This is a genomic window from Xanthocytophaga flava (assembly GCF_030068545.1).
Classification (GTDB): domain Bacteria; phylum Bacteroidota; class Bacteroidia; order Cytophagales; family 172606-1; genus Xanthocytophaga; species Xanthocytophaga flava.
Window position 1 is genome coordinate 299,428 of sequence record NZ_JASJOR010000006.1, and the last position, 17,369, is coordinate 316,796.

Genomic DNA, 17,369 nt, shown 5'->3' on the forward strand with positions numbered 1-17,369 from the left:
AATAGTTTCGTATCTAAAAGATACAAAAAAAAACAAATCTTCTGAAATCCACCTTAAAAAGTATCAAATTTCAGAAGATCTGTTTCTAAAAAATAAATTCCAGGAATGTTTTTCTTATCGCAGTAAAGAAACAGTTCCTTTGTAGTGGCTGTTTCGGTATTTAACCATGTAGTAGTAAACCCCTGTAGGAAAACCAAATCCAGTCCAGCTAAATTCACGGCTTGTACTTTCAAAAGCCAGTTTTCCCCAACGATTATAAACTTCTATTTTTACGAACTGATCTTTACAATTATCAGGTGGCAGGTATTCATATAACTGGAATGTTTCATTAAATCTATCTCCGTTTGGTGTAAAGACATTAGGGACAGAGTCCCGTGAAAATGTAAATTCGATATCTTTGACATTCATTTCTACACTTACTGTATCTGCATTGTTGGGGGAACAGGAATTATCCTGAAGTAAAAAATCAACAATGAACTTTCCATCTGGCAACAGTTGTAATGCATGGCAATCTGGTACCCATAAAAATGGTTCTCTAAGAGTACCTATTCCGGTGGCTCCATTTCTAAACTGCATTCCTGCTTCCTCCAACGAAAATCCTCTTCCTATAGCTTTTACAACAATAGGATCATTATCAGGATCTGTTCCCAGAATATCAAACTGTATACTCTCTCCTACTGTTACACTTATACTATTACCAGGCAGTGTTGTAGTGACTTCTGGTTTTTGATTAGGTTGGCGCTGAAACTGAAGACGCACGCTTACTGTATCTTTTTTATCTGTATTTGGACAACGTTTGTCTGTCACAATGAAATCCACAATATATACTTTATCATCCTGCAATTTATCACAGATGGGGTTCCAGGCAAATGGCAGTTTAAGACTTCCTTTTCCTGTACCATTGGAAAATGACATACCTAAATCACTTAAGATAAACCCTCTGCCGACAGCTTCAAGAGAGATATTATCTTCGTCAGGATCTATCCCTGTTACATTAAATGTCAGATTGTTTCCTTCTACTATCAATGCAGTATTTCCTGGTAAATCTGTTTCTATTGTGGGTTTCTGATTTGGGAGAGGTTCAATAATTAGTTTTACACGTAAGGTATCTGCCTCTGGTCTGGGACAACCATCATCTTCTACAATTACATCAAATTCATAAGGATTAGTAACGTCACTTGTTGCACATTCAGACCAGCATAGTTTTGAACGTAATGTATCCTGAGCATTTCGAATAGTTCCGCTGGCGGGAGAGATTGAAACCATATCCTGCGAAAAGTTAATAGGATTAATTTTTACTTTCAGATTTGTTCCTCCATTAGCATCAGAAAGTAAAAGATCCATGCAACGATCTTCTTGTGAAGCTTTCAAGATCATTATTTCTCCTTCTTTATAAAAAGAAGTCTTTCCTTTCTCTTTTAACTGCACAACCGGAGGGATAGTAGTAGGGCAATCCACAACAAGCAATTGAAAATCCCGCCGTACCCCTCCTATCTTTATATTATTCCGATACTCTTCACAAAGAACAGAAAATACATATAGCCCCACTCTATTCGCTGTAAAACTTAACACGCCTGTTTTTGGATCCACCCGTAAAGGTTTAGGACCAGGTATTACATTATTTAAATTGATACTACGAGCCCATATTACCTCATCATATGGTGCGGGATATGAAGGCGGACTAGGAGTTTGTTGTGTACTATGTCCTGAAAAAGGAGTTACAAGAGAATAACGCAATTCATCCCCATCTACATCAGTGGCTCCAAAGTAAAATGTAAAGGGTTTATTCACACATGCATAATCACCTTTGGGAATAGTAAATATGGGTGAGCTATTAATAAAAGTTTTCTTATTTATATGTACAGGCGGAAACTCCAGATAAAAGCTATTTCCTGCGGCTCCCGGACTCTGAATATTTATAATTGTTTGATTTCGGCAGCATCTTTCCCACACGACATAATATCCTGCGGCTTCTGTATAATAATCTGGACTTAAGAAGATGTTCTGTTCATATCGAATCAATCGTGTACGAAGATTACTTTGGCTACAATTGGGATTAGTATAAGGAATGAATGCCCCTCCTGTCTTATATAAGGGAATCGTTATAACTTGCTGATTTGTTCGTTTATTAAAAATGACAGCATAGATTTGATCGTCTTCTGCACCAGGATTTCCATTAATATCATCAAAATATAGATTTAAAGCTAGTTTGTATATATAACGCAAACTGTCTGTAGATGTCAGTTCAAATTCTCCACCTACAATGTGTGTAGCTTTTGAGAATTGTACAGAGACTAGGAAACATACTATGGTCAGTAGTAAATATTTCTTCATAAGCGATATTTATTCTTGTTCTGAAAAACAATATGATATTGTATCGATACCTGTTACAGGCTCTGATAAGAGGGAGTTTCGTACTTAAAAGAGATCTATTAGCTTATTAGCTTAACACTTAATTTGTTATGAAGAGGAATGCGATTCTAAATGTAAGATTTTTTTTGAAAAGAACGACTTTTCTCAGAAAGATTATTGAGACAGCGCCTAAAATAGAAGGATTTTCAGATTACATGGGACTAAAGTAAAAAATTAAAAGGACAAATAGAAATCCCTTCTATGTAATAAAATCACAACAAATTCCTAATTTACAGTCAGTTATAAAATTAATAAGGCCGTACAGCCTTTACAAAAATCCCCTGATAGTACTCAGACAAAAGATTATCTTCTACAACACCTCTACTGGTAGAAGAATGGATAAATATAATGTTATCTGATCCTTTGACAACAGTTACTAATCCCGCATGAGTAACTTTCGAACCACCCTTACGTTCGGAGAAAAAGACCATATCTCCGGGTGCTATTTCTCTAATAGATACTTTTTGTCCAAACTCAGCTTGTTCATTAGAAGATCGGGGTATTTTTACACCTATTGACTCAAAAGAATTACATAACAATCCAGAACAATCAATACCTGACCGACTGGTACCTCCATAACGATAAGGTGTACCAATATAAGATTGAGCGGTCTGAATTAGTTTTAATGTACTGCCTGTTGCTTTTACGACTGTAGTTGTGGAAGTGTTGGCGCTTGACCGTGAAGAAGTTTTTTTCTCATCAAAATCAAAATACTCTTCCTTTTTTCGGGTATGGGTAGTATTGGATCGGCTTTTTCCACGCTTTTTTTCATAAGTCACCACCGTTAGTTTTTTGCCACAGGAAGTCAGAACGATGACAATCGAAAAGCACAGAATAATAGTAGCAGGCAAACTCTTAGGTAATAAATATATCATAGCGGATCAGAATGTATATATCTATAACCCAATTTTCGGAAAAAAAGTGTATTTAATCAAGAGGTTCCATGTAAAAAACCTAATCATTACAAAATAAACAGTAAATCTCTCTGTCAGAGATAGAATTTCTTTCGGACAATGTACTCTTCAATCCGGTCAGGAACTAGGTATTTTATTGATTTATTGTCTCGGATGCATTCTCTGATGAATGTCGCAGAGATATCCATCAGAGGGGCATTTACCACTTGCACATTTGGATGTTGAACAAGTTCGTTCACTTCAGATCCCGGACGTGGATATACATACAAACCATAGTATTCCAGAATCTTATCATAGTTCTTCCAGTTTTTAAACTGCTCCAGATTGTCACCTCCTATTATCAGGCGAAAAGCATGTTGAGGATATTTCTCCTGTATATAGGTCAGTGTATCAATAGTATAACTTGGACGTGGTAGCTTAAATTCAATATCCGTTACCCGAAAACGGGGATTGTCGTCTATAGCCATCTGCACCATGTCATACCGATCAAATTCGTGCAGAAGGCTTTTACTTTTTTTGAAGGGATTTTGAGGGGATACAACAAACCATACTTGCTCCAAATCAGCATGATAGGCCATTGCATTAGCAATGATTAGATGACCCACATGTATGGGATTAAATGACCCAAAGAACAAACCTACTTTCATTCTTACGTTTATCTAATACTGGTCACTCCTTTCAATCTATTTGCTAAGAAAATCATCAATAAGTTTTTCAGCCTGAATTAACGTTTCACTCAAATCCGCATTAAGCAATGTAACATCAAATGAATCTTCATACGAAAGTTCATAGGCGGCTTTGGCCACACGCTGCTGGATTTTTTCTTCTGTCTCTGTTCCTCTTTTACGTAAACGATGTTCCAACAATTCAAGAGAAGGAACTTTTACAAAGATAGACAAAGCCTTATCACCAAAATAATTTTTCAGATTTACTCCTCCTTTTACATCTACATCAAATAAAACGTGTTTTCCATTAGTCCACAAACGTTCTACTTCTGACTTCAACGTTCCATAGTACATGCCCGCATACACCTGCTCCCATTCAACAAATTCCAGATTATCAATTTTGCTACGAAATTCTTCCGGAGTCAAAAAATAGTAATCTATTCCGTCTTGCTCATATGGCCTTTTAGCCCGTGTACAAGCGGATATAGAGAATCCAAGATTTGAATATTTACTTAGTAAATGCTGAACAATGGTTGTCTTACCAGATCCTGATGGTGCTGAAAAGATGATAGTCCGGCCTTGAAAATGAATATGGGTACTAATAGCGGTAATAATTTGATTAAGATGCCGCAAAAATAAAACAGTTTACCATTCTTTGTATATAGATGTATATATTTATTGGCCTTACTAAATGAAAATGCCAATAAATAGTCTCTTACAAAAACAGTAAACTGTTCAGTACTATTTCACTTCGCTTGTTTTATTCAGAATTTGTGTGCGGATGCTTTGGATGAGGTCTTCAGGAACCGGTTTTTGCTGGATTTTATCGCAGAGGATCTGACGAATGGTCACTTCCAGATTGTGGTTTTCAATGCAAGGAAGGCAATGATTGATGTTAGCTTTGAAGTGTGCTATTTGTTCTGTGGTTGCTTCTCCGTCCAGAATGAGCCGTATGGCTTGCATACACTCATGGTGATGTTCACACTGTTTTCGATACTCGACACCCTCTTCTTTCTGAATGAGTAACGGCAACTTCTTAGGCGTAGACATAATAATTAATTTTAATAGCTTTTAATTTGATTCTGAAATAACGTTTAAATAGATAAGTCTGATCTCACAGACCTCACCTGAAACAATATGATTATCTTTTAAAATCCACAAAATTTACGCAAAATATCGCGTTTGTAAAGAATAACAAAATTTATTTTCGCCCTGGTAAAACATTTTTCAAACAAAGGCTAATTAAAAAAGTATACTTTTTGTTCATTTTTTGCACAAAGAATCCCTCTATCCCCCTAAGCGATAAGTTACTTGTTTTAAGAAATGCTGTAGTATTTTTTCTGCTTACACTAAGACATAATCGGATGATAAACTTCCGTGCCCCGTTCTTATTTATTGTTGGATAAAATTACAGAGCATTAATCTCCATATCCCATACTTTTAGCGTATTCTTTCAATTTATCTTTCAACAAATTTCTGGCACGATGTAAGCGAGACCGAACAGTTCCGATAGGGATGTTCAGGATTTTTGCCATCTCTTCATACGTAAAACCCTCGATATCAGCCAAGATAATAACCGTTCTGAAATCTACTGCCAATGTATTTAATGCATTAGCAACTTCATCCCCGATCATCTCCTGAAGGGTTTCTACCCGGAGGTCTGTTGTAATATTATCTGCCTCCGCATCCTCAGAATTATAGAACGTTTCTATTTCCTGATAATCAACTTTTGCCGGCTCTTTACTTTTTTTCCGGTAATCGTTGATGAAACTGTTCTTCAAAATTCTGAACAACCATGCTTTGGCGTTAGTTCCCTTCTGAAAAGAATTAATAAAACGAAACGCTTTCAGATAAGTATCTTGTACTAAATCATTTGCATCGTCTTCGTCCATAGCAAGACGAAATGCAAAATTATACATCGAGTGGATGTGTGGCATAAACTCCTGCTCGAAGATATTATATTTTTCTGCTTCTGTGTAGTTTTGTATGGGATGTTCAGAACCTGGAACGAGCGCAGATAGGCTTTCGTCATCAGATTCGGTATGGTTATGCACTACGTCGTCAATCATATCAGGATAAGGATAAATGGCAAAATTACGAGAATATTCCTATAAACGTTTTGCCGGTTTAAAATCGTAAAACAGATTAAAACTAATCCAGAGGGGAAAAGACAAATCAAAGAAAAACATTATTTCCTATTCTGAAAATAGTTTTTGATAAATGGTACGCTGAACCTTAGCAGTAGTAAACTGCCTCTTACTTTAATAGGAATAGCATTAGATAAGTAAGCATTTTAAAGTAACTATTCTATCAGGCTAAATATAATCTACTTTACACTATAAATACAGATTTTTCAGGAGGCTATATTTCGTTCTTGTTCACTACTTATAGCCTTGTTAAAATTATCTGTGAATACATTCTATCCCAAGATAATTTTTATTATTACAATACCTGCCTCTACTGGCAGAAACCTCAAAAATCAGCACACAAAAAAGTGGCACAAAAATAATACCTTACAAGCTAAAACTGACACAGATGAAACACCTAAAACTATTATTTATTTTCTTTCTATTTAGTTTTGGAATTACCTATGCTCAAAAACGGGAATCTGGCAACTTAGTACTGGAAAATATTCCTATGCCTGTACAGGCAATTCAGGCAAGGATGGCTCAATATCATAATGTACGTGCTGCCAGTTTGGCAGATTGGGATGTTACAGGAAAGAGCATCCTGATTTCCACTCGCTTTGGCGATGCCAATCAAATACATAAAGTATCCTTTCCAGGTGGAGACAGGCAACAAATCACATTTGAGAAAGAGCCTGTATCTAATGCATTTGTTTGTCCTAATCCATCTAATCAAGGTTTCATTTTTTTACGGGATGTTGGTGGAAATGAGAATTATCAGCTTTACTATTTTGATCTTGCCTCAAGCCAAAAACACCTTCTCACTGATGGTAAATCACGACATGGCAGCCTAACATGGAATCATAAAGGAGACAAGTATCTGTATACAAACAACCAACGCAGTACAGGGGATCTGGATATTTATGAAGCACAACTCAATGATCCTTCCAAAACCCGGATGATTTTTCAAGGCAAAGGAGGTGGATGGCAAATCGGTGACTGGTCTGCTGATGAACAACAAATATTGGTACAGGAATACATCTCTATCAACGAATCCAGGTTGTACCTGTTAAACACTAAAGGTACAATGGAAGCATTTAATCCTTCAAAAAAGCAGATTGCTTATAGCCATGCACAATTTTCGAAAGATGGAAAAGGATTCTTCTTTTTATCTGACGAAGATAGTGAATTTATGCAGTTGCGCTTTTACGAGTTTTCTACAAAGAAAATTACCAACCTTACTCAAAAGATAAACTGGGATGTAGATAATTTTGAATTGAGTCAAAGTGGTAAATGGATTGCATTCACGACAAATGAAGGAGGATATTCAAAACTATACATTCTTGATACGCAAAACAACTATTATCAATCGATAGGTAATATTCCCAACGGAGTTATTGGCAGTATGCGTTTTAACCCTGACAATGAACGACTTGCATTAACTATCAATTCTGCAACTATTCCAAGTGATGTATTTGTAGTAAACATACAATCTGGTAAACTAGATCGCTGGACTTTCAGTGAAACAGGTGGATTGAATGTATCCGGTTTTACTGAACCTACACTAATCGAATATCCTACCTTTGACAAAGTAAATGGGAAATCACGTATGATTCCTGCTTTTTTATTCACTCCCAAAAATGTCTCAGGAAAAGTTCCGGTTATACTATCTATACATGGTGGCCCGGAAGGGCAGTCATTACCAACATTTAATTCTCTCATTCAATTTTGGGCCAATGAAATGAAGATTGCTGTATTGGTCCCTAATGTGCGGGGTTCTTCAGGGTATGGAAAAACGTATCTCAAGTTGGACAATGGAGTTCTACGTGAAAACTCTGTAAAGGATATTGGGGCACTTTTAGATTGGATTGAAAAACAACCTAATCTGGATGCTCAACGGGTTTCTGTGTATGGAGGCTCTTATGGTGGTTATATGTCTCTGGCCTGTATGACTCACTTTAATGCACGCTTACGATGTGGCATAGACCTCTTTGGAATCAGTAACTTTGTCACCTTTTTGAAAAATACAAGTCCCTATCGTCAAGACTTGCGACGTGCAGAGTATGGAGACGAGAGAGATCCCAAAATGAATCTTCATCTTGAACAAATATCCCCCTTAACAAATATCAAGAATATAACGAAACCCATGTTGGTATTCCAGGGAAAAAATGATCCAAGAGTCCCTATTTCCGAGTCGGAGCAGATGGTAAATGCACTCAAAAATAACAGTAATTCAGTCTGGTATATAATGGCCAAAGATGAGGGCCATGGTATTACCAAGAAAGCAAATCGCGATCAGGTAAATGTAGCAATTGCTCAGTTTTTGGAAAAATTCCTGATAGGAGAGTTACCCAAGTAAGATCATAACAGCTATTTCAGAACCCTGAAGTAAATATATTTGCCTAAAAAATGGATTTTTGGGCATAAGATATTGTACTTCAGGGCTATTTATTTGGCAATAAGACAAAACACTCCCTTTTAATTCATTTGTAAGAATTCCTACAGTTCTGACAATGAATATCCAACAGGTTTTTGTGTGTTTTGCTGGATTAAATACGAATCCAGCTTACCATATGAAACACTGTATACTTTTTATACTTCTTTTCGTAGCCTATTGCGCTGATGCTCAGAGTACTCTGTGGTTTTATGACGATTTTGATGACAATCACTCCAACTGGCCTGTCAGTGAATCAGCAGAGAACAGATATGCACTAAGTAACGGGGCTTATACCATAGAGGTTAAGAATAGTAATCCTTATTGGACCTGCAAACAAATCTCTATGAATCCCGACAAAGATTTCGCCTACGAAGTATTAGCCCGTAAGGCAGAAGGAGATGAAATAGCCGATTTTGGGATAGCCGTATTGGGAAAGAACGGAACTGTTTATCAGTTTCGTATTAACTCCGAAAAACAGCAAAGTTGGGTAGGTTCCTTCAAAAAAACATGGAAATCCATTGTTAACAACACCACCAAGGAGTTCTCTTCAACTGATTACAGAGCTAGTGCTTCTATCAAAAAGGATACAGCATTAAATAAACTCACCCTTCGTAGACAAGGAGATGAAATCATTTTCCTGGTCAATGATACAGAAGTTTTTCGGGGAGGATATTCTAAAAATTTTGAACGGTTCAACGGCAATTTTGGATTTGTCGTAGCTAACAAAATGAAGATGGAAGTAGAGCAAGTGGCGTTTAAACAAGATAATGCGACCAATATACTTCCAGATATGCCCCCTTATCTGAAAAAAGAAAGTATGGGAGCTGGTATTAATACAATATATGATGAAGTTATCCCACGAATAGCACCTGATGGCAAAACAATTTATTATAGTATAAAAAACCATCCGGAAAACACAGGTGGAACCTCAGATTCGGACGACGCCTGGTATTCGCAAATGGATGAAAATGGAAACTGGGGGACTCGCAAAAAATTGCCTGCGCCACCCAATGACATTGGATCAACCTATGTAGTTAGTGCACTTCCAGATAACAACACATTGGTTATGAACTGTAAGTACTATGATGATATGACGGTTATTCCAGAATGGGGACTATCGATTATTCAAAAAACAGATACAGGCTGGATGTTACGCGAAAACATTGATATCCCTGATTTAAGTAGTAAGTCAAAAATTCTTGAAATGGCCATGTCAGCAGATCAAAAAGTGATTATGATTACATTAAAGAAGAAGGATAGTTATGGTGAACGGGACATTTATGTGAGTTTAAAAGGTGCAAATGGAAAATGGGGCAGTCCTTTTAATATTGGTAATGTCGTCAATACAAAAAAAGATGAATCATCCCCTTTTCTGGCAGCAGATGGTGTTAGCTTGTACTTTGCCTCTGAAGGTCATCCGGGATTTGGTTCAGCAGATATATTTGTTTCCCGACGACTGGATGATACATGGAAAAACTGGTCTACTCCTCAAAACCTTGGTCTGGGAGTAAATACACCTGGCTGGGACGGTTATTACAATATCCCAGCATCTGGAGCATATGCCTATCTAACCAGCGACCAGAACAGCCTTGGTTTATTAGACATAATCAAATTGAACTTGCCAGAAGTAGCTAAACCGAAACCCGTTGTTATTGTATATGGTTATGTTCTCGATAGCCAAACACATAAACCTATACAGGCAGACATTGTTTATCGTAATCAGAAAACAAACAAAGAACTAGGTATAGCCACTTCTAACCCTGTAGATGGATCATACAAAATTGCTCTTCCTGCAGGTATAGCCTATACTTTTATGGCAAAGAAAAGAGATTTTAATGCTGTAACAGAGACTATAGATCTAAAAGAAGTAGACAAATACGAGGAAATAAAACGAGATTTATACCTGACATCTACGAAAAAGACAGAAACTAAAGAACAACCGGTTAGCCAATCAAATACAAAACAAACTAATCCTTCTCAACCAACTGAAGCCGAAGAAACTGTTAGTCTGAATGATCTTTTCTTTGACACAAATAAATTTGCATTGAGAAAGGAATCAATTAGCGAGCTGGATCAATTAGTGAAAATGCTGAAAGAAAATCCTACAATGGCGATTAAGATTCAGGGACATACAGACAATGTTGGTAATGATACGTATAACATGGCTCTTTCCCAAAACCGGGCAAAATCAGTTGTTAAGTACCTAACCAGCAAAGGAATAAGTACTAACAGACTTAGTTCGCAAGGATACGGTGAAAGCAAACCTGTAGCAGATAATACAACAAAAGACGGCCGTCAGCAAAACCGTCGCGTAGAATTTGTAATTATCAAAAAATAAAAATAACTGTAAAACTACAAACGCCTGTGATCAAATGAGATCACAGGCGTTTGTAGTTTCTTTCCCTATACATTTTGATATGTCTTGTATATATGTATTAATTAATCTGCGGTGAACTCACGGCAGTTAGTTGATTGCGGTAAATTCCGATCAAAAAAAGTTTTGCCGTGAGTTAGGCGCAAACAAAAAAATGAACAGAGTTCTGGTCAAAATAAAGTTTGCGGTGAATTATTCATAAAAATAAAAGTGATCAGAATTCCGGTCAGCAAGCATTTTGATCAGCATAGTAAATAATTTCTCAGAAAACTGTCACTGCTGTGAAAAAAGCGCAAAGCAAAAATCACTCTATTTTTTATAAATCTTTGCCATAGCTCTTACAGGAAAAGTCCCTACCCCCTTAAATTTGGGAGGGATTGCACTAAATGAAAATCCATCGTCTGGCAATAAAGAGAGGTTGCAGAGATGTTCTACAATTAAAATTTCAGATCCTAATAGAATAGTATGCACTGGACGGCTTTTGCCTCGTGTATCATCAATATTATGAGAATCAATACCAACAAGCTTTACCTCACAATCCCGAAGATATTCAGCAGCCTCATTTGTTAGTGAGGGGTGATTTTCATAATAGGTTTCTGTATTCCAGTGAGAATCCCATCCTGTATGGATCAATACGGCACGATTCCGAACCTCATATCCTTTCAGGTGCTGTGCGGTAATATTTAGTGTATCTGTATAGGGAATGCGAATTACAATAGCATCTAGGTCGGTGAATGCAGCTAACTCTATTTCTGAGAGATCTTTTCCATGCTCGTATCGATGAAACGGACAATCCAGATAGGTACCTGTGTTGGTTACCATTTCTATCTTTCCAATCTGAAACTGTGTCCCTTCTTCATAGAATTGTTTTGAGTTTTCACGACTCAGGTAATCACAGATTATAGGAGCAGGGAGCCCTTTATAGGTAACTAACCCGTTTTCTATGGTATGGCTTAAATCTATCAGTAATTCTTTTGTTGTGTTTTCTGAGTTGGTTTTTCGTTTATGTCTTTCCTCAACATAATATTTATTTAAAATAGTGACCTTCCCAACCATTAATAAATGAAGATCAGCAACAATATAATCAGCTAATTCCTTATCTGATATCTTATCCTTTTCAATATCCAGACGGAAGTCCTGTCCCTGTATGCCTCCACCATTGGTAAACTCAATATCAAAGTCAAAAACAACTCTTCTATCCATGGGTCATTTTGTAGTGGTTTGATTGTAAGAAAGATGAACTACTCTAATTTAGGAGTTGGCAACCAAATAACAACAATTCTTCATTGGAATAAGGAAGAATAACATCTTTTTCATAGCTGAAACCAAGCCGTTGAAGCAATGAAAAAGATCGCTGGTTTTCACGCATCACAATAGCTACAATACGTTTAATTTCCAATTCGTTCCGGGTATACTGCAGTACAGCAGAAGCTGCTTCAAATGCATATCCTTTGCCCTCATATACAGGAAGTAAGGCAAATCCTATATCCGGATCATCCAAAACATCCCTATTTAACAATCCACACATACCAATAGGAACATTTTCTCCCTTTAATGAAATTAACAACAATCCAAACCCAAATCTACTGTAACTATCCATAGGGCCTGTACGGATATAATTCCGGGCGTCTTCCAGTGTATGTACACCTCTGTCCCCAATGAATTTTAGCCAGGAAGGAGTATTCACAAGTTCAAGAACAAAGGAGTCATCTTCCAGCTCCAGTTGGCGTAATATCAGGCGTGGTGTTTCGATAATGATCATTTTTCGAACAAGCTATTCTTTAGTTTTAAAGAAAGCACAATATAGACACATTTAAAAACAACTATCTGACTCACTGAGCCAGATAGTTGTTCTAGTTCTATCGATTTATAATAAGAATACTACTCACCTTGCTCCAGAGAATAGCCTCGTACACCATCAAATGTATATAGATGTTCTGTTTTAATAAAATCAAGTCCAGCTTCTCCAACTTTCTGTAGTAATTCGACAATATCTGTATGTTTTATAGTCGGTTCAGCGACAGCTGTATATCGACAACGCCAGTGATCTGAACAGAAGGTTTCAGGCATTCCATCCGGATATACTTTCACTCCACGATTCGAAATCATTTTTAATTTCAGTGCAGGAGTTTTTATCTCTTCCATAATCTTGCTCAGATCATTAGCTGTACCTTGAGTCCAGTCCAGAAATACATCCACACCCACCAGTTCCTTTTTCTTTTTTGTTTGTAAACTCAATGGGGTAGGTTGTACATCTTTTGGCGCAGTTTGATAGCTTACAGCTTTAAAATGATGTGGTAATTGACCAAGTCTCTCAATAACTGCATCAGCAAACCCCTCAGTACCTACTCGCTTTTTGGATACCCCTTCTTTATAAATATCACCTGTGTGAACTCCAGATTCAATGGTACATAACCACGCATTATGTATTTTAGCTGCAACATCTGCCTGTCCAATGTGAACTAACATCGATATAGCACCATTCAATAATCCTGAAGGATTAGCAATACCTTTTCCAGAGATATCCGGAGCTGAACCATGAATAGCTTCAAACATGGCACACTGGTCACCAATATTTGCCGAACCACCCATTCCTACAGATCCTGCAATCTGTGCTGCAATATCTGAAATAATATCTCCATACAGATTCAATGTAACAATCACCCCAAAGCGCTCTGGCTCATCTGCCAGTAAGGCTGAACCGATATCAATAATCCAGTGTTCTTTCTCAATATCAGGGTACTGCTGCCCTACTTCATCAAAGACTTTACGGAATAATCCGTCTGTCATTTTCATGATATTATCTTTGGTAAAGCAAGTCACTTTTTTGCGACCGTAAGCACGAGCATATTCAAATGCATAGCGAATTATTTTTTCACTACCCGGCCGACTAATAATCTTCAAACACTGTACTACCTGATCAGTCTGCTGATGTTCGATTCCTGCATATAAATCCTCTTCGTTTTCACGAACTATCACCAGATCCATACGAGGGTGTAGTGTATCTACAAAAGGGTGATAAGCCTGCACCGGACGCACATTGGCATACAATCCCAATGACTTACGGGTAGTCACATTCAAACTCTTATAACCTCCTCCTTGTGGAGTACTGATTGGAGCTTTAAGAAACACTTTTGTACGACGCAAACTTTCCCATGAAGACTCTTCTATACCCGCTGTTACACCTTTCAGATATACTTTTTCGCCGATTTCGATTACTTCAGGAGCAATCTGTGCTCCCGCAGCATCCAGTATACGCAAAACGGCCCGCATAATTTCCGGACCGATGCCATCACCATATGCAACCGTAATTGGGGTTTTATTGGCCATAACTTAGTTTGTTTAGAAAATAAAATAATAGAAATTTAGTGGACCAGAATAACAGAAAAGAAAGGTTGAAACTACTTTCAAAATCCCTTTGTTATCAATTCCGATTTTAACCGGTCCAAATTACTGATTCCTTTTTGGGAAAAGCAATGGATTTTTTATTCCTTTGAAGTGATTTTTGGTTAAAAACAACCATTAACAAAACATATCTGTCAACTATGACACAGGATTTTGCCTTTATGAAAAAACTCCAGAATCTGGACATTCGCCAGAAAGAAAATATTCTGATACTAACAATAAATCGCCCTGAAAAAAGAAACGCACTTGATCTTGCAACCTTAAAAGAAATAAAACAGGTAATGCAGGATGTGTATGCCAATCCAACAGTTCGGGGTATTATTATAACCGGAGCAGGAGACAAAGCATTTATAGCAGGAGCAGACATTTCTGAGTTCATGGAAATGAATGAAGTAAATAGCAGAAAGTTTGCCGAAAACGGCCAGGAAATATTTGCACTACTTGAAAACAGCCCTAAGCCTGTTATTGCAGCAGTAAACGGATTTGCTCTTGGAGGAGGGTGTGAACTGGCAATGGCCTGCCATTTACGAATTGCCGTTGAAACAGCAAAGTTTGGCCAGCCAGAAGTAAATCTGGGCATCATCCCAGGATATGGAGGCACACAACGTATGACTCAACTGGTAGGTAAATCCAAAGCAATGGAATGGATGATGACAGGAGATATGATCTTGGCACAGGAAGCGCATCAGTATGGCCTGGTAAACCATTTAGTTGCTACACAGGAAGAATTACTACCAAAGGCAGAAGAGCTACTGACCAAAATATTATCTAAAGCACCTGTAGCCATTGAAATGGTAATTGAATGTGTAAATGCCGTTTTCAATAAGGATGAAAATGGTTACCAAACAGAAGCCAACGCCTTTAGCATCTGTTGTAAGACGGAAGATTTTAAAGAAGGAACCAGAGCCTTTCTGGAAAAACGCCCTGCTAACTTCCAAGGGCGATAAGCAAGAGGCATTGTTGTATTAGCTAGGATTTATAAATTACCATAAGAATTGTCAGTTTTAAAAAGACTTGCCGGAGAAACCGCATTATATGGACTGCCCAGCATTGTTGGGCGGTCTATTTATTTTCTGCTGGTCAGCTTACACACCGTTGCATTTACTGCAGAAGAATCAGGTATTCAGATCAAATTGTTTACCTATGTTGCCTTCCTTCAGATTGTATACACGTTTGGAATGGAAACTTCGTTTTTCCGTTTTGCCACTCGTGATAACTTTAAATCTTACTACGATCTCATTTTCAGTGCAGTTATCTCTGTCTCTGTTTTTTTTAGCCTTGTTTTCATTCTTTTTGCGACATCTATTGCTACCTTAATAGGTTATCCGGGACAAGAACAATACATTGTTATCATGGCTATTGTGGTAGCTTTGGATGGAATCGTTTCTATCCCGTTTGCCCGCCTTAGACTAGAACGAAGACCCCGTCGGTTTGCATTTGTCCGTATGGTCAACATTCTTCTGAATGTTTTTTTGAATGTCTTTTTCCTATGGTTTTGTCGTAATATTTATGAGGAAAACTTTTTGGTCTTTCTAAAGCCTGCCATCAGCTATATCTATTATCCCTCTTTCAAGATAGGTTATGTGTTTCTGTCAAATCTGATTGCCAATGTGGCATTTATTCCCCTTTTGTGGGATTTATTCCGCGATTTCAAATTTAAATTTAACTGGAAGTCTTTTGAACCTGTATGGCTCTATGGGTATCCTATTTTGATTATGGGACTAGCAGGTACAGCCAATCAGTTATTTGATCGCCTTACATTTGATTCTTTTCTACCAAAAGGTTTTTATCCTGGCCGCAGTTCTCAGGCGGCATTAGGTATTTATGGTTCCTGTTACAAGTTATCTATTCTAATGAATGTGGTAGTACAGGCGTTTCGTTACTCTGCAGAGCCTTTCTTCTTTAGTCAAAGTGAAGACAAGAATGCTCCCAGTACTTTTGCATTGGTAATGAAATGGTTTATTATCGCCTGTAGTGTATTGTGGGTTGGTATCAGTGTAAACCTTGACTGGATCAGTCCTTTGTTTTTACGTCGTCCTGAGTATAGAGAAGGTCTGGCTGTAGTTCCCTTTCTTCTGTTAGGCAACTTATTGTTAGGAGTATACTATAATCTTAGTGTCTGGTTTAAATTAACAGATAAGACATATTATGGTACCTGGCTTACCTTTATGGGAGCAGGAGTAAACATTATCCTGAATATCGTATTGATACCTTATATTGGATACATGGGTTGCGCTATAGCATTTTTGTTATCCTGTGCAGCGATGACAGTGGCTTCTTATCTGTTAGGTAATAAATATTTCCCTGTACCTTATTCCATTTTCTCAGCTGGCGCTTATTTAACTGGCGCTGCATTACTTATCCTTGTGGTTCCCCTGATAACATTCTCTTCAGGGTGGATGGCAGCATTATTTCATCTGTTTATTACTTTCACATTTATAGTGGCTGTGATTTATTTTGAAAAGATTCCACTTGGACGCATCACTTCTGTGGCAAACAAAAAATAGCATTCGAAAACCTCAAAGTTGAACTCGTTATTCATTCATTTACAATTCAAATATATTCATGCAAACCGTTTCTGTTAAAGTCATTAATCAATCTACCAACGATTTACCGAGTTATCAGACAGAACACTCTGCAGGAATGGATATCCGGGCGAATCTTACAGAAGCTATTACATTATTACCTGGTCAGCGAAAACTAATTCCAACAGGATTATTTATTGAACTACCAGAGGGCTATGAAGCTCAGATCCGCCCTCGCAGTGGTTTGGCTCTTAAACATGGCATTACGGTATTAAATAGCCCAGGCACTATTGATGCTGATTATCGTGGTGAAATTATGGTCCTGCTGATTAACTTATCTGATGTAGCCTTTGTAGTAGAACATGGAGAGCGTATTGCTCAGATGATTGTATCACCATATCAGCAAGTACGTTGGGAAGCAACTGATAATCTTAGTGAAACCCAGCGTGGCGCCGGAGGATATGGCAGTACAGGTAAAAAATAAAAAGAACGGCGGTTGAAAATTCAACCG

Annotated in this window: 14 protein-coding genes; 5 read left to right on the forward strand and 9 right to left on the reverse strand. The window is 37.5% G+C overall.

What is annotated here, in order from left to right; genetic code table 11:
* Window positions 1–114: 114 nt before the first annotated feature.
* The 6 genes from QNI15_RS11795 to QNI15_RS11820 all read right to left on the reverse strand — a co-directional run bounded on the left by QNI15_RS11795 (window position 115) and on the right by QNI15_RS11820 (window position 6,060).
* Window positions 115–2,334 carry a T9SS type B sorting domain-containing protein gene (locus QNI15_RS11795; RefSeq protein WP_314031902.1) on the reverse strand — a complete coding sequence of 740 codons (2,220 nt, stop codon included), beginning with the start codon at window positions 2,332–2,334 and terminating at the stop codon, window positions 115–117.
* A 326-nt stretch (window positions 2,335–2,660) separates the two neighbouring features.
* Window positions 2,661–3,287, reverse strand: coding sequence for a C40 family peptidase (locus tag QNI15_RS11800; RefSeq protein ID WP_314031904.1), 627 nt, complete (start codon window positions 3,285–3,287; stop codon window positions 2,661–2,663).
* Window positions 3,288–3,400: 113 nt separating this feature from the next.
* A complete protein-coding gene (nadD, locus tag QNI15_RS11805) occupies window positions 3,401–3,973 on the reverse strand; it encodes a nicotinate (nicotinamide) nucleotide adenylyltransferase (RefSeq protein ID WP_313977393.1) in 573 nt (190 codons plus the stop codon).
* Between the two features lie 36 nt (window positions 3,974–4,009).
* Window positions 4,010–4,624 carry a guanylate kinase gene (gene gmk, locus QNI15_RS11810; RefSeq protein ID WP_313977395.1) on the reverse strand — a complete coding sequence of 205 codons (615 nt, stop codon included), beginning with the start codon at window positions 4,622–4,624 and terminating at the stop codon, window positions 4,010–4,012.
* A 108-nt stretch (window positions 4,625–4,732) separates the two neighbouring features.
* A complete protein-coding gene (locus tag QNI15_RS11815) occupies window positions 4,733–5,041 on the reverse strand; it encodes a hypothetical protein (protein ID WP_313977397.1) in 309 nt (102 codons plus the stop codon).
* A 368-nt stretch (window positions 5,042–5,409) separates the two neighbouring features.
* Entirely contained in the window at window positions 5,410–6,060 is a 651-nt protein-coding gene (locus tag QNI15_RS11820) for a sigma-70 family RNA polymerase sigma factor (RefSeq protein WP_313977399.1), read from the reverse strand.
* Between the two features lie 466 nt (window positions 6,061–6,526).
* Here QNI15_RS11820 and QNI15_RS11825 point away from each other — a divergent pair, with 466 nt between their 5' ends.
* Window positions 6,527–8,476, forward strand: a complete 1,950-nt coding sequence (locus QNI15_RS11825) for a S9 family peptidase (protein WP_314031905.1) — start codon at window positions 6,527–6,529, stop codon at window positions 8,474–8,476.
* 214 nt (window positions 8,477–8,690) lie between these two features.
* On the forward strand, window positions 8,691–10,892 hold the full coding sequence (locus QNI15_RS11830) for an OmpA family protein (protein WP_314031906.1): 2,202 nt from the start codon (window positions 8,691–8,693) through the stop codon (window positions 10,890–10,892).
* 345 nt (window positions 10,893–11,237) lie between these two features.
* On the opposite strand, the gene QNI15_RS11835 is transcribed toward QNI15_RS11830, so the two are convergent.
* From QNI15_RS11835 to QNI15_RS11845, 3 genes are all read right to left on the reverse strand, one after another.
* Window positions 11,238–12,131 carry a cyclase family protein gene (locus QNI15_RS11835; RefSeq protein ID WP_313995624.1) on the reverse strand — a complete coding sequence of 298 codons (894 nt, stop codon included), beginning with the start codon at window positions 12,129–12,131 and terminating at the stop codon, window positions 11,238–11,240.
* 43 nt (window positions 12,132–12,174) lie between these two features.
* Window positions 12,175–12,690, reverse strand: a complete 516-nt coding sequence (locus QNI15_RS11840) for a GNAT family N-acetyltransferase (RefSeq protein WP_313995625.1) — start codon at window positions 12,688–12,690, stop codon at window positions 12,175–12,177.
* Window positions 12,691–12,809: 119 nt separating this feature from the next.
* The gene (locus tag QNI15_RS11845) at window positions 12,810–14,258 is read right to left on the reverse strand and encodes an NADP-dependent isocitrate dehydrogenase (protein WP_314031908.1); all 1,449 of its coding nucleotides are present in this window, start codon (window positions 14,256–14,258) and stop codon (window positions 12,810–12,812) included.
* 236 nt (window positions 14,259–14,494) lie between these two features.
* On the opposite strand from QNI15_RS11845, the gene QNI15_RS11850 reads away from it, so the two are divergent.
* The 3 genes from QNI15_RS11850 to dut are packed head-to-tail and all read left to right on the forward strand — an operon-like array spanning window position 14,495 to window position 17,342.
* Window positions 14,495–15,280: an enoyl-CoA hydratase/isomerase family protein gene (locus tag QNI15_RS11850; protein ID WP_313995659.1), complete on the forward strand. Its 786-nt coding sequence runs from the start codon at window positions 14,495–14,497 to the stop codon at window positions 15,278–15,280.
* A gap of 48 nt (window positions 15,281–15,328) precedes the next feature.
* On the forward strand, window positions 15,329–16,840 hold the full coding sequence (locus QNI15_RS11855; protein ID WP_313995629.1) for an oligosaccharide flippase family protein: 1,512 nt from the start codon (window positions 15,329–15,331) through the stop codon (window positions 16,838–16,840).
* Between the two features lie 58 nt (window positions 16,841–16,898).
* On the forward strand, window positions 16,899–17,342 hold the full coding sequence (gene dut / locus QNI15_RS11860) for a dUTP diphosphatase (RefSeq protein WP_313995631.1): 444 nt from the start codon (window positions 16,899–16,901) through the stop codon (window positions 17,340–17,342).
* The last annotated feature ends 27 nt before the right edge of the window (window positions 17,343–17,369 follow it).

Bases quoted from the DNA above. Each gene is read 5' to 3' on its own strand.
- QNI15_RS11795 (WP_314031902.1), bottom strand. From the start codon at position 2,334: ATGAAGAAATATTTACTACTGACCATAGTATGTTTCCTAGTCTCTGTA.
- QNI15_RS11800 (WP_314031904.1), bottom strand. From the start codon at position 3,287: ATGATATATTTATTACCTAAGAGTTTGCCTGCTACTATTATTCTGTGC.
- nadD (WP_313977393.1), bottom strand. From the start codon at position 3,973: ATGAAAGTAGGTTTGTTCTTTGGGTCATTTAATCCCATACATGTGGGT.
- QNI15_RS11815 (WP_313977397.1), bottom strand. From the start codon at position 5,041: ATGTCTACGCCTAAGAAGTTGCCGTTACTCATTCAGAAAGAAGAGGGT.
- QNI15_RS11820 (WP_313977399.1), bottom strand. From the start codon at position 6,060: ATGATTGACGACGTAGTGCATAACCATACCGAATCTGATGACGAAAGC.
- QNI15_RS11825 (WP_314031905.1), top strand. From the start codon at position 6,527: ATGAAACACCTAAAACTATTATTTATTTTCTTTCTATTTAGTTTTGGA.
- QNI15_RS11830 (WP_314031906.1), top strand. From the start codon at position 8,691: ATGAAACACTGTATACTTTTTATACTTCTTTTCGTAGCCTATTGCGCT.
- QNI15_RS11835 (WP_313995624.1), bottom strand. From the start codon at position 12,131: ATGGATAGAAGAGTTGTTTTTGACTTTGATATTGAGTTTACCAATGGT.
- QNI15_RS11840 (WP_313995625.1), bottom strand. From the start codon at position 12,690: ATGATCATTATCGAAACACCACGCCTGATATTACGCCAACTGGAGCTG.
- QNI15_RS11845 (WP_314031908.1), bottom strand. From the start codon at position 14,258: ATGGCCAATAAAACCCCAATTACGGTTGCATATGGTGATGGCATCGGT.
- QNI15_RS11850 (WP_313995659.1), top strand. From the start codon at position 14,495: ATGAAAAAACTCCAGAATCTGGACATTCGCCAGAAAGAAAATATTCTG.
- dut (WP_313995631.1), top strand. From the start codon at position 16,899: ATGCAAACCGTTTCTGTTAAAGTCATTAATCAATCTACCAACGATTTA.